The 12,321-nt window shown below is 74.4% G+C and carries 9 protein-coding genes; 7 read left to right on the top strand and 2 right to left on the bottom strand.

The window, feature by feature from the left end; all coding sequences use genetic code 11:
• Nucleotides 1–13 precede the first annotated feature (13 nt).
• Nucleotides 14–1,255 carry a hypothetical protein gene (locus tag ACZ7FF_RS22185; protein WP_470813979.1) on the top strand — a complete coding sequence of 414 codons (1,242 nt, stop codon included), beginning with the start codon at nt 14–16 and terminating at the stop codon, nt 1,253–1,255.
• A 9-nt stretch (nt 1,256–1,264) separates the two neighbouring features.
• Here ACZ7FF_RS22185 and ACZ7FF_RS22180 read toward each other — a convergent pair whose 3' ends face one another.
• Both ACZ7FF_RS22180 and ACZ7FF_RS22175 read right to left on the bottom strand, forming a co-directional pair.
• Complete coding sequence (locus ACZ7FF_RS22180; protein ID WP_470813978.1) at nt 1,265–3,118, bottom strand: ABC transporter ATP-binding protein; 1,854 nt, start codon at nt 3,116–3,118, stop codon at nt 1,265–1,267.
• Nucleotides 3,115–4,917, bottom strand: coding sequence for an ABC transporter ATP-binding protein (locus ACZ7FF_RS22175; RefSeq protein ID WP_470813977.1), 1,803 nt, complete (start codon nt 4,915–4,917; stop codon nt 3,115–3,117). The genes ACZ7FF_RS22180 and ACZ7FF_RS22175 overlap by 4 nt, the downstream gene beginning before the upstream one ends.
• A 195-nt stretch (nt 4,918–5,112) precedes the next feature.
• Between ACZ7FF_RS22175 and ACZ7FF_RS22170 the strand changes: the two genes are divergently transcribed.
• From ACZ7FF_RS22170 to ACZ7FF_RS22145, 6 genes are all read left to right on the top strand, one after another.
• Nucleotides 5,113–6,021: an ABC transporter ATP-binding protein gene (locus tag ACZ7FF_RS22170; RefSeq protein ID WP_470813976.1), complete on the top strand. Its 909-nt coding sequence runs from the start codon at nt 5,113–5,115 to the stop codon at nt 6,019–6,021.
• Nucleotides 6,018–6,752: an ABC transporter permease gene (locus tag ACZ7FF_RS22165; protein ID WP_470813975.1), complete on the top strand. Its 735-nt coding sequence runs from the start codon at nt 6,018–6,020 to the stop codon at nt 6,750–6,752. Before ACZ7FF_RS22170 ends, ACZ7FF_RS22165 begins: the two co-directional genes overlap by 4 nt.
• 50 nt (nt 6,753–6,802) lie before the next feature.
• Nucleotides 6,803–8,053 (top strand): sensor histidine kinase, encoded by a 1,251-nt coding sequence (locus ACZ7FF_RS22160; protein ID WP_470813974.1) that lies wholly within the window; start codon nt 6,803–6,805, stop codon nt 8,051–8,053.
• A complete protein-coding gene (locus tag ACZ7FF_RS22155; RefSeq protein ID WP_470813973.1) occupies nt 8,043–8,678 on the top strand; it encodes a response regulator in 636 nt (211 codons plus the stop codon). The genes ACZ7FF_RS22160 and ACZ7FF_RS22155 overlap by 11 nt, the downstream gene beginning before the upstream one ends.
• Before the next feature lie 97 nt (nt 8,679–8,775).
• Complete coding sequence (locus ACZ7FF_RS22150; protein WP_470814214.1) at nt 8,776–10,497, top strand: ABC transporter transmembrane domain-containing protein; 1,722 nt, start codon at nt 8,776–8,778, stop codon at nt 10,495–10,497.
• Complete coding sequence (locus ACZ7FF_RS22145) at nt 10,494–12,284, top strand: ABC transporter ATP-binding protein (RefSeq protein ID WP_470813972.1); 1,791 nt, start codon at nt 10,494–10,496, stop codon at nt 12,282–12,284. Before ACZ7FF_RS22150 ends, ACZ7FF_RS22145 begins: the two co-directional genes overlap by 4 nt.
• Nucleotides 12,285–12,321 lie beyond the last annotated feature (37 nt).

The raw sequence follows: 12,321 nt of genomic DNA, 5'->3' as shown, positions 1-12,321 counted from the left end.
CCCGGACGGCCTCGTGACGGCGACCCTGCCGCGGCTGCGGATCCCCGCCACGGACGCCACGCCCGGCTCGCGCCTGCGTGCCGCCGCGCGCCGGCACGGTCCGGTCCTCGCCCTGTACGGCACGCTGAAGCTGGCCGGTTTCTGCTCGTTCATGTACCTGCTGTCCTCGGCCGGGGACTACCGCACCAAGGACCCGCGGTTCGGCGGCGGGGCGCACGCCTGGGACGTGCTGGCCACCTGGGACGGCTGGTGGTACCAGCAGGTCGCCCTGCACGGCTACGACCCGCAGCTCGTCCATGTCCCGGGGGCCACCGGTCTGATCACACTGGAGGGCAACTCCGCGGCCTTCTTCCCCCTGTACCCGGCGCTGATGCGGATGGTCATGTCCGTCACCGGCCTCGGCCCGTACGGCGCCGGGATGCTGGTATCGGTCCTCGCCTCCTTCGCCGCCGCCCTCGGCGTCCACGCGGTCGCCGAGCGGTTCGGCGGGCGGCGGGCCGGGCTCGCGGCGGCCGGGCTGTGGGCGGTGTGGCCGGGCTCGGGCGTGGAGTGGGCGGTCTACTCCGACTCCCTCTACGTGGCCCTGGCCGTGTGGGCCTGCCACGCCGTCATGACCCGCCGCTGGCTGACCGCCGGAGTGCTCACCTTCGCCGCCGGCCTCAACCGGCCCACGGCCGCCGCGCTGATCGCCGCGCTCGCCGTCGCCGCGCTGCTCGCGCTGCGCCGCCGCGAGGACGACATCCTGCGCCCGCTGCTCGCCCTGGCCCTGGCCCCGCTCGGGCTGCTCGGCTATCTGCTCTGGGTAGGCAACCGGATGGGCGACCTGAGCGGCTACTTCAAGCTGCAGTCGGGCGCGTGGGCGCACAGCTTCGACTACGGCAAGCAGACGCTGGACGTGCTGACCTCGGTGCCGGTGGGCCACTTCGGCGGCTATCTGTTCGCCTACCCCTTCGCGGACGTCATCGGGGTCGGCGTGGTCGTGCTCGCCCTCGCGCTGCTGCCGCTGCTGATGCGACTGCGCCCGCCCGCCGTGCTGGTCGTGCACACCGTGCTGACGCTCGCCCTGGTCCTCGGCAGCCAGCAGATCTTCGCGAACGTCTCCCGCTATCTGCTGCCCTGCTTCCCGCTGTTCCTGCCGCTCGCGGTCGCGATGCGCCGGCTGAGCCTGCCCGTGCAGTGCGTCCTGCTCGGCATCGCCGCGCTCGCCTCGGGCTCGTACGCGGGGTACGCGCTGTTCGAGCTGGGCGTGCCGTGACCGGTCCGGCTATGCCAGGCTCTCCCGCCACGCCTTGTGCAGGCCCGCGAACCTGCCGGTCCCGGCGATGAGTTCGTGCGGCGGGCCGTCCTCGACGATGCGGCCGTGCTCCATGACGAGCACCCGGTCGGCGATCTCCACGGTGGAGAGCCGGTGCGCGATCACCACCGCGGTGCGGCCGCGCAGCACCGTCGACATCGCCTGCTGGACGGCCCGTTCGCCCGGGATGTCGAGGGAGCTGGTCGCCTCGTCCAGGATCAGGACCGCCGGGTCGGCGAGCAACGCGCGGGCGAACGCGACCAGTTGCCGCTGACCGGCGGAGATGCGGCCGCCGCGCTTGCGGACGTCGGTGTCGTAGCCGTCCGGCAGCGCGACGATGAACTCGTGCGCGCCGATCGCCTTCGCGGCCCGCTCGATCTCCTGCCGCGAGGCGTCCGGGCGGCCGATCGCGATGTTGTCCGCGACGGTGCCGGAGAACAGGAACGCCTCCTGCGTCACCATCACGACCCCGCGCCGCAGTTCGGGCACGGCCAGCTCGCGCAGGTCGACGCCGTCCAGCAGCACGCGCCCCTCGGAGGGGTCGTAGAAGCGGGCGAGGAGCTTGGCGAGCGTGGACTTGCCGGCGCCGGTGGAACCGACCACCGCGACCGTCTGCCCGGCCGGGAGGGTCAGGTCGAAGCGGGGCAGCACCTCGCCGCCGGTGCGGTAGGCGAAGCGGACCCCGTCGAAGACGACCTCGCGGCCGGGGAACTCGCTCTTGCGCGCGGGCAGTTCCCCGGGCTCGGCCGGCTCCGGCACGGACGGCGTCTGGGCCAGCAGTCCCGCGATCTTCTCCAGGGAGGCGGCGGCCGACTGGTAGGAGTTGAGGAACATCCCCAGCCGGTCGATCGGGTCGTACAGCCGGCGCAGGTACAGCACCGCCGCCGCGAGCACGCCCAGGTCCAGCGAACCCGACGCCACCCGGTAGGCGCCCCACAGCACGATCGCCGCGACCGCCGTGTTGGCCACCAGCCGGGACCCCACCACATAGCGGGCCATCTCCAGCAGCCCGTCCCCGTTCGTCCGCTCGTGCCTGCCGTTCAGCACGGCGAACTCGGCGTCGTTCGCCTCCTCCCGGCGGAACGCCCGCACCGGGCGGATGCCGTTCATCGTCTCCACGAACTTCACGATCACCGCCGCCATCGCCGTGGACCGCTCCCGGAAGACCCGCCCCGCCCGCCGCTGGTAGAGCCGGACGAGCAGGTACAGGGGCACGAAGGAGGCCACCGCCACGGCGCCGAGGCCGAGATCCAGCCAGAGCAGCATCGCCGAGATGTAGAGGAAGGACAGCACGACGGTCACCAGCTCCTGCAGGCCGTCGTTCAGCAGTTCGCGCAGCGACTCCACGTCCGTGGTGGAGCGGGAGATCAGCCGCCCGGAGGTGTACCGCTCGTGGAAGTCGATGCTCAGCGCCTGCGCGTGCCGGAAGATCCGGCCGCGCAGGTCGAGGAGCACGTCCTGGCTGACCCGGGCCGAGGTCTCGATGAACGCGAACTGCAGCGCGCCGGAGGCGAGGGCGCACAGCAGGTAGCCGGCGCCGACCGCGAGCAGCGGCCCGTACCGGTGGTCACGGAAGGCCGGTACGGCGTTGTCGATGGCGTACGCCACCAGCAGCGGTCCCGCCTGCACCGCGGTCTGCTGGAGCAGCAGCAGGAAGCTCGTGAGGCCGACGCGGGACCTCATCGGCGCGAGCAGGGAGCGCAGCAGGTCGCCCGTGGCGCCGGGCGGGGCGGGCAGCACGTCCCGGTCGAAGGGGTCGCCGTGCTCCCCGGGGCGCGGGCCCTCCCGGTCCGTGGCGGGGGTGGCGTCGGTCGTGGTGGTCAACGGGAGTCCTCCTGCCCCGGGGAGTGCTCCCCGGACATCAGACGGGCGTACTCGGCGTTGGTGCGCAGCAGTTCCTGGTGGGTGCCGACGGCGGCGATCCGGCCGTCCGAGAGCAGGGCGACCCGGTCGGCGAGCAGCACCGTGGACGGGCGGTGGGCCACGATCAGGGCGGTGGTGTCGGCCAGCACCTGGCGCAGCGCGGCCTCCACGGCGGCCTCCGTGTGCACGTCCAGGGCGGACAGCGGGTCGTCGAGGACCAGGAACTCCGGCCGGCCGACCACGGCCCGGGCCAGTGCGAGGCGCTGGCGCTGGCCGCCGGAGAGGCTGAGGCCCTGTTCGCCGACGCGGGTGTCGGTGCCCTGCGGGAGCGCGTGGGCGAATTCGGCCTGGGCCACGGCGAGGGCCCGGTCGAGGTCCGGCCGCCCGGCGCCGTCCGCCCCCATCAGCACGTTCTCGCCGACGCTCGTGGAGAAGAGCGTGGGTTCCTCGAAGGCCACGGCGACCCTGGCGCGCAGCTCGTCGCGGGACATGGCGGTGATGTCCGTGCCGTTCAGGGTGATGCGGCCCGAGGTGACCTCGTGCAGCCGGGGGACGAGGGCGGTGAGGGTGGTCTTGCCGCTGCCGGTGGCCCCGACCAGGGCCATGGACTCGCCGGGGCGGACGTGGAGGTCGATGCCGTGCAGGAGGGGCGGGGAGCCGGGGGGCGCGTCGGGGTAGCGGAACCGGACGTTCTCGAAGCGGAGCCCCGGCCCGGCCGGGAGCGGACCCGGTGCCGCGTCGCCGGGCCCGCTCCCGGCCGACGCCTTCTCCTCCAGCTCGTCCATCGCCTCGAAGTACCGCTCGGTCGCCGTCGCCGCCTCCTGGCTCATCGCGAGCATGAAGCCGATGGAGTCCACCGGCCAGCGCAGGGCGAGTGCCGTGCTCAGGAAGGCGACCAGGGTGCCCGCGGACAGCTCGCCGTCCGCGACCCGGACCGCGCCGAGCACCAGCGCCGCCCCGATCGCCAGCTCCGGCAGGGTCACGATGACGCCCCAGATGGTCGCGAGCAGCCGGGCCTTGCGCAGTTCGGTGCCGCGCAGGGTGCGGGACAGCTCGCGGTAGGCGCGCGCCTGGCTGCGGTGGCGGCCGAAGCCCTTGACGATGCGGATGCCGAGCACGCTCTCCTCGACCAGCGTCGTCAGGTCGCCGACCTGGTCCTGGGCGCGCCGCGCCACCTCGGCGTAGCGCCGTTCGAACACCACGCAGGTCCACAGCACCGGGACGGCGGGCCCGAGGACGATCAGGCCGAGCACCCGGTCCTGCGTCAGCATGATGACCACGCCGGCGAGGATGGTGACCCCGTTGACCAGCAGGAAGGTCAGCGGGAAGGCGAGGAACATGCGCAGCAGCATCAGGTCGGTGGTGCCCCGCGAGAGCAACTGGCCCGACGCCCAGCGGTCGTGGAAGGCGACCGGCAGCCGCTGCAGACGGCGGTAGAGGGCCGCCCGCATCTCCGCCTCGACGTGCGACAGCGGCCGGGCCACCAGCCAGCGCCGTATGCCGAACAGGACCGCCTCGGCGATCCCCAGGAGCAGCAGGTACAGGGCGCCGAGCCAGACCCCGGCGGGGTCCCGGCCGGCGACCGGCCCGTCCACCATCCATTTCAGGACGAGCGGCATCACCAGTCCCGTGCAGGAGGCGACGACCGCGACGAGGGCCGCGGTGAACAACCGGGCGCGCACGGGCCTGACGTACGGCCACAGCCTCAGCAGGGTGCGTACGGCGGAACGGTCCTCGGTGGTTGCACGTGTCGTGGGCATCACTGGCGAGCGTACGGACCGGCACTGACATCGCCCACCGGGTTTCGGCCGGACCCCGCTCCGCCGTTGGTCCTACGACCTGGGGTTCGGCGGGCCCTACGCGCGGGTCGTAGGCCGGCATCAACCGATCGGACGATGCCGCTTCGAGCGGGCCGGCCGATGTGCCGGACCCCGCCGGAACGGGATTCTCGGAGCATGCCATCCGTCATCGAAGTAACCGATCTGCGCAAGTCCTACGGCGGCCGGGCCGTCGTCGACGGCGTCTCCTTCGCCGTCGAGGAGGGCGAGATCTTCGGGGTGCTCGGCCCGAACGGGGCCGGGAAGACCACCACCGTCGAGTGCGTCGAGGGGCTGCGGGTCCCCGACGCCGGCCGGGTCCGCGTCGCGGGGTTCGACCCCGTCGCCGACCACGAGCAGGTCGCCGGGATCCTCGGGGCCCAGCTGCAGCAGAGCGAACTCCAGCCGAAGCTGACCGTGCGCGAGGCGCTGGAGCTGTACGCGGCCTTCTATCCGCGCCCCGCCGACTGGCGTCCGCTCGCCGAGCGCCTCGGCCTGGCCGACAAGCTGTCCACCCGGTTCGCCAAGCTGTCGGGCGGTCAGCGGCAGCGGCTGTTCATCGCGCTCGCCCTCATCGGCAGCCCGCGCGTCGTCGTCCTCGACGAGCTGACCACCGGCCTGGACCCGCGTGCCCGCCGCGACACCTGGCGGCTCATCGAGGAGGTGCGGGACAGCGGCGTCACGGTGCTGCTCGTCACGCACTTCATGGAGGAGGCGCAGCGGCTCTGCGACCGTATCGCGGTCATCGACAAGGGGCGGGTGGCCGCCCTGGACACCCCGGCCGGGCTCATCCGCCGCTCGGCGGGCGCCACCGTCATCAGCTTCACCCCGTCGGCCCCGCTGGACGACGACGACCTCGCCGCGCTCCCGGCGCTCGCCTCGATCGAGCACAAGGACGGCCGGATCACGCTCTCCGGCACCGACGACACGGTCAACGCGGTCATCACCCTGCTCGCCCGGCACCGCGTCACCGCCCATCAGCTCCGCGTCCTGGACGCCACCCTCGACGACGCGTTCCTCGACCTGACCAAGGAGGCCTCGGCATGAACACCGCCGTCCTGCGCACCGAGTTCCGTCTGTTCCGCCGTGAACCCGGAGCCGTCTTCTGGATCTTCCTGTTCCCGACGCTGCTGCTGGTGATCCTCGGTTCGATCCCGTCGTTCCGGGAGGCCGACAAGTCCCTCGGCGGGCTGCGGCCGGTCGACGCCTACGTGCCCATCGCCGTGCTGATCGCCCTGATCATGTCCGGGGTGCAGTCGCTGCCCCAGGCCCTGACCAACGCCCGGGAGCGGGGCATCCTGCGCCGGATGCGGCTCACCCCGGTGCGGCCGTCCGCCCTGCTGTCCGCGCAGATGATCGTGCAGGGCACGGTGGCGCTGGGCTCGGCGCTGCTCGCGCTCGCCGTGGGCCGGATCGCCTTCGACGTGAAGCTGCCGGAGCAGGCGGGCGGCTACCTGCTGGCGCTGCTCCTCGCGACCGCGGCCGCCCTCGCCCTCGGTTCCGTGGTCTCCGCGGTGTCGCGCACCTCGAAGATCGCCGCGGCGATCGGCTCGGCGGTGTTCTTCCCGATGATGTTCTGCGCGGGCGTGTGGCTGCCGGTGCAGCAGATGCCGCACACGCTGGCCCGGGTGGTGGGCCTGACCCCGTTCGGCGCGGCGGCCCGCGCCCTGAACGAGGCGGCGGCGGGCCACTGGCCCGGCTGGGAGCACCTGGGCGTGCTCGCGGTGTGGACGGTCCTGCTGACGGCGGGTGCCGCCCGCCTGTTCCGCTGGGAGTGAGCGGCGGCCGGGCGGAGAGGGGCGAACGAGCCGTGCAGGACACTGGTGCCATGACCGATGCCGTACCGCAGATGCCCCGGGCCTCCTTCGACAGCTGGGGACCGTACGCGCTGATGGCCGCCGGTGTCGTCGCCGGGGCCCTGTCGGCCCGCCCGGTCGGCATGACCCACACCGCGATGGCCGTCGCGGGGGCGCTCGTGGCCGCGGGTGCCGTACTCCAGGTGTACTGGGGGCGGATGAAGCGCAGGCGGCCGGGGCCGAGCCGGACCGGGGCCTGCCTCTACTTCCTGCGCTGGGCCATCGGCTTCGTGCTGAACGTGCTCAACCCGTTCTTCGCCTTCTACGCCGTGATCGGCTACTACACCGCCGTGCGCGAACTGCCGCGCCGGCTGGTGATGCCCGGTCTCTTCCTGACCGCCGTCACCATGTCGGGCAGCGAGATGGGCGGCATGCCGCCGCACGGGCTGATCCTCTGGCTCGGCTTCTTCCTCGTGCTCGGCGTCAACATGGGCATGGTCAGCGTGTTCACCCGGTTCGCCAGCCAGGAGCAGGCCCGCCTCGGCGTCCAGGCCGAGACCATCGCCGAACTGGAGCGCACCAACACGGCGTTGCAGCAGGCCCTGGAGGAGAACGCGGCCCTGCACGAGCAACTCCTCGTCCAGGCGCGGGAGGCGGGCGTCGCCGACGAACGGCGCAGGCTGGCCGCGGAGATCCACGACACCATCGCGCAGGGTCTGGCCGGCATCATCGCCCAGCTCCAGGTGGTGGCGAGCGCCCCGGACCTCGGCACCGCCCGCACCCATCTGGAGCGCGCCTCCACGCTCGCCCGGCACAGTCTCGGCGAGGCCCGCCGCTCGGTGCACAACCTGGCCCCGGTCGAGCTGGCCTGCGACGGGCTGCCCGAGGCGCTGAAGAAGATCGTCGGCGAGTGGGGGGAACGCACCGCGATACGCGCCGACTTCACGGTCACGGGCACCGCCGAGCAGTTGCACGACGAGGTGTCGTCGACCCTGCTGCGCATCGCCCAGGAGGCGCTGTCGAACGCGGCGCGGCACGCCCGCGCGACCCGGGTCGGGGTCACCCTGTCCTTCATGGGCGACGAGGTCACCCTCGACATCCGCGACGACGGCACCGGCTTCGACCAGGCCGCCGTCCCGGCGCGCACCCGGTCCGGCGGCTTCGGCCTGGCCGGCATGCGGGCCCGCGCCGAGCGCATCGCCGGCTCCCTCACGGTGGAGTCGGAACCCGGCCACGGCACGGCACTCTCGGCTCGCGTACCTTTGGTACGCGATGACCGCTGACTCCCCCATCTCCCTGCTGATCGTCGACGACCATCCGGTGGTCCGCGACGGCCTGCGCGGCATGTTCGAAGCCGCGCCGGGCTTCCGTGTGCTCGGCGAGGCCGCCGACGGTACCGAGGCGGTGCTGCGGGCGGCCGAACTGGACCCCGACGTGGTGCTGATGGACCTGCGCATGCCCGGCGGTTCCGGCGTGGCCGCCATCCGCGAGCTGACCCGGCGCGGAGCCCGCGCGAAGGTGCTGGTCCTCACCACCTACGACACCGACTCCGACACCCTTCCGGCCATCGAGGCGGGCGCCACCGGCTACCTCCTCAAGGACGCCCCCCGCGACGAGCTGTTCACCGCCGTGCGCGCCGCCGCCGAGGGCCGTACGGTCCTCTCCCCCGCCGTCGCCTCCCGGCTGGTCCAGGCGGTCCGCGCCCCCGGCAACGAGCCGCTGTCCACCCGCGAGCGCGAGGTGCTGGCGCTGGTCGCCCGCGGCACGTCCAACCGCGAGATCGCCCGGGAGCTGTTCATCAGCGAGGCGACGGTGAAGACCCATCTGACCCACCTGTACGCCAAGTTGGGTGTCAACGACCGCGCGGCCGCGGTGGCGGTGGGGTACGACCGGGGGATCCTCGGCTAGACCCCGCTTTATTCGCTGGAGCGACCGGCTCCGCCCTCGATACCTTCGGCGTTTGCCGTCGGGCCGCCTGGTCCCGGCCGAGCCGATCGGGGGCCGCATGATCGACGCGTACGAGGATCCGGGCACGCCCGACACCCGCGGCGGCTGGTGGTACCTGTGGTGGCTGGTGCGCCGCCAGCCGGGACGGTCGCTCGCCGCGGCGGTGCTGGGCAGCACGTGGATGGTGCTGATGGCCGCGCAGCCGTACATGATGGCGCGGGCCGTGGACGACGGGCTGGTGCCGGGGCGCGCGGGCGTGCTGGCCGGCTGGACGGCCGCCATGTTCGTGGTCGGGGCGGTGAACGCCTGGCTGAGCATCATGCGGCACCGGGTGATGACCCGGGCCCGGATGGACGCCAACTTCCGTACGGTCAAGGTGGTCGTGGCCCATGTGATGCGGCTGGGGGCCGCGCTGTCGCGCCGGGCGGGCGCCGGTGAGGTGGTGACGATCGGCGTCGGCGACGTGCAGACCCTGGCGCAGGCCCTGACCGTGGTCGGTCCCGGCGTCGGCTCGGTCGTGGTGTACGCGGTGGTGGCCGGGCTGCTGGTGGACCAGTCGGTGTCGCTCGCCGTGGTGGTGCTGGTCGGCGCGCCGGTGATCGCGCTGCTCACCGGGCCGCTCACGCTGCGCCTGCAGGGCGCGGAGAGCGAGTACCGGGAGCGGCAGGGGGTGCTCGCCGCCCGGATCGGGGACCTCGCGTCAGGCCTGCGCGTCCTCAACGGCCTCGGCGGCAAGGGGCTGTTCGCGGACGCGTTCCGCGAGGACTCGCAGCGGCTGCGCGCGCAGGGCTACCGGGTGGGCGCGGCGGCCAGCTGGGTGCAGGCGCTCGGGGTGGGCCTGCCCACGCTGTTCCTCGCCGTGGTCACCTGGCTCGCGGCCCGCCTCACGGCCCAGGGACAGCTCAGCGTGGGCCAGTTGGTGGCGGTGTACGGCTATGTCGCGGTGCTGATCGGGCCGGTGGCGTTCTTCGTGCAGATGGCCTACGACCTGAACCGGGGCGTGGTCGCCGCGCGCCGGGTGGTGCGGCTGCTGCGGCTGGCGGCGGAGCCGGACGAGGGCACGCTGTCCGCGCCCGCCGGGCCGGCCGAACTGCGCGACCCGGCCTCCGGCGTGCGGGTGGTGCCGGGCCGGCTGACCGCGCTGGCCGCCGCCCGGCCCGCCGAGGCCGCGGCCGTGGTCGACCGGCTCGGCCGGTACGGGCGGACCGACGCCACCTGGGGCGGGGTCCGGCTGGACGCGGTCCCGCTGGACGACGTGCGCGGCCGCATCCTCGTCGCGGACAACGAGGCGGACCTGTTCGCCGGACCGCTGCGGGAGGTGGTGGCCGCCGAGCGCGCGGCCGGCGAGGACGCCCTGCGCCGGGCGGTGCACGCGGCCGCCGCGGAGGACGTGGTGCGCGGGCTGCCGGACGGTCTCGACTCGGTGGTGGCCGGGCAGGGTCGCAGCCTGTCCGGCGGGCAGCGGCAGCGGGTGCGGCTGGTGCGGGCGCTGCTGGCCGACGCCGAGGTGCTGCTCGCCGTGGAGCCGACCTCGGCGCTGGACGCGCACACGGAGGCGACCGTGGCCGAACGGCTGCGGGTGGCGCGCGAGGGCCGCACCACGGTGGTGACGAGCACCTCCCCGCTGGTGCTCGACCGCGCGGACACGGTCGTGTTCCTGCTCGACGGGAAGGTCGCGGCGAGCGGGCCGCACCGCGAGCTGCTGGCCCGGGAGCCGGGCTACCGGGCCCTGGTGGCCCGGGACGCGGAGGTCACGGACGCCGAGGAGGTCACACGATGACGGCGGGGACGGCGGGGACGCCGGGCGAGGGGCTGCTGCCGGTCGCGGGCCGCCCGGAGGTGCGGCGGGCCGTGCTGCGCCTGGTGCGCGCCGACGGGCGGGCGTTCGCCGTCGCGCTGCTGCTGAACGCGCTTGCGGCGGGGGCGGGGCTGGCCGGGCCGTGGCTGGTCGGGCGGATCATCGACGAGGTGCGCGCCGGGCACGGGGTCGGCGCGGTGGACCGGCTGGCCCTGTGGATCCTGCTGTGCGCGCTGGCCCAGCTGCTGCTGGCCCGCTGGGCGCGCTATGTCGGGCACCGGTTCGGGGAGCGGACGCTGGCCCGGGTGCGCGAGGAGTACGTCGAGCGGGTGCTGGCGCTGCCCGCGTCCGCGGTGGAGCGGGCCGGCACCGGCGATCTGACCGCGCGCGGCACCGCGGACGTGGCGACCGTCGGGACCACGCTGCGGGACGTCGGCCCGGAGCTGCTGGTCTGCACCGTGCAGGCGCTGTTCGTGCTGGGCGCGGTGTTCGCGCTCGACCCGCTGCTCGGTGCCCTCGGGCTGCTCGGACTGACCCCGATCTGGCTGGCGTTGCGCTGGTACCTGAGGCGCGCCCGGGACGCCTACCTCGCCGAGGGCGCGGCCACCTCCGAGGTCGCGGAGATCGTCGCGTCGACGGCGGCCGGCGCCCGGACCGTCGAGGCGTTCCGGCTGCGGGCGCGGCGCACCGGGGCGAGCCGGGACGCGCTGGAGCGGTCCCGCGCGACCCGCTTCCACACCCTGTTCCTGCGGACGGTGTTCTTCCCGGCGGTCGAGGTGACGTACACCGTCCCGGTCGCCGGGGTGCTGCTGCTGGGCGGCTGGCTGCACGCGCGCGGTGCGGTCGGGATCGGCGCGGTGGTGGCGGCCGCCCTGTACCTGAGGCAGTTCGTCGAGCCGCTGGACCAGATCCTGATGCGGGTGGAGCAACTGCAGAGCAGCGGCGCCTCGTTCGCCCGGGTGGAGGGTCTCGCGGGGGCGCCCCGCTCGGCGCCCGAGGACGGCGGCGCGCTCCCGGCGGACGACCGGATCGACGTGCGCGGGGTGCGCTACGCCTACGAGCGCGGCGGCGAGGTGCTGCGCGGGGTGGACCTGACGGTACGGCCCGGGGAGCGCCTGGCGGTGGTGGGCCCCTCGGGCGCCGGCAAGACGACCCTCAGCAGGCTGCTCGCGGGCGTCGACCGGCCCGGGACCGGCGCGGTGACGGTGGGCGGGGTGCCGGTCGCCGAGCTGGCGCCGGAGCTGCTGCGCCGCCAGGTCGTCCTGGTCACCCAGGAGCACCATGTGTTCCTGGGCACGGTCCGGGACAACCTGCTCGTCGCCGGGCCCGCGGCCACGGACGCGGACCTGTGGGCGGCCCTCGCCGCCGTGGGCGCCGACGACTGGGTGCGGGACCTGCCGGACGGCCTCGGCACCCGCCTCGGTACGGCGGGCCGGGCGCTCGACGGCTCGCAGGCACAGCAACTCGCTCTGGCCCGGGTGGTGCTGGCCGACCCGCACACCCTGATCCTCGACGAGGCGACCGCCCTGCTCGATCCCACGACGGCCCGGCACACCGAGCGCGCCCTCGCCGCCGTCCTCCGGGGCCGTACGGTCATCGCGATCGCCCACCGCCTCCACACGGCCCACGACGCGGACCGGGTGGCGGTGATGGAGGACGGCCTCCTGACGGAACTCGGCACCCACGACGACCTGGTGGCGGCCGGCGGGGCGTACGCGGCACTGTGGCGGACCTGGCACGGGGACCCGGCGGGGCCCCGACGCCCGTAGAGCTGCCGCCGGTGCGGACAGGGGGCCCGCCGCCGGC

The sequence above is a fragment of the Streptomyces sp. NPDC037126 genome (assembly GCF_055605965.1).
Note: the sequence above shows the minus strand (reverse complement) of the source record. Positions and strands in the feature narration are given on the sequence as shown.

Coding starts and splice junctions, on each gene's coding strand:
- ACZ7FF_RS22150 (WP_470814214.1), top strand. CDS start 8,776: ATGATCGACGCGTACGAGGATCCGGGCACGCCCGACACCCGCGGCGGC.
- ACZ7FF_RS22165 (WP_470813975.1), top strand. CDS start 6,018: ATGAACACCGCCGTCCTGCGCACCGAGTTCCGTCTGTTCCGCCGTGAA.
- ACZ7FF_RS22145 (WP_470813972.1), top strand. CDS start 10,494: ATGACGGCGGGGACGGCGGGGACGCCGGGCGAGGGGCTGCTGCCGGTC.
- ACZ7FF_RS22155 (WP_470813973.1), top strand. CDS start 8,043: ATGACCGCTGACTCCCCCATCTCCCTGCTGATCGTCGACGACCATCCG.
- ACZ7FF_RS22160 (WP_470813974.1), top strand. CDS start 6,803: ATGACCGATGCCGTACCGCAGATGCCCCGGGCCTCCTTCGACAGCTGG.
- ACZ7FF_RS22170 (WP_470813976.1), top strand. CDS start 5,113: ATGCCATCCGTCATCGAAGTAACCGATCTGCGCAAGTCCTACGGCGGC.
- ACZ7FF_RS22175 (WP_470813977.1), bottom strand. CDS start 4,917: ATGCCCACGACACGTGCAACCACCGAGGACCGTTCCGCCGTACGCACC.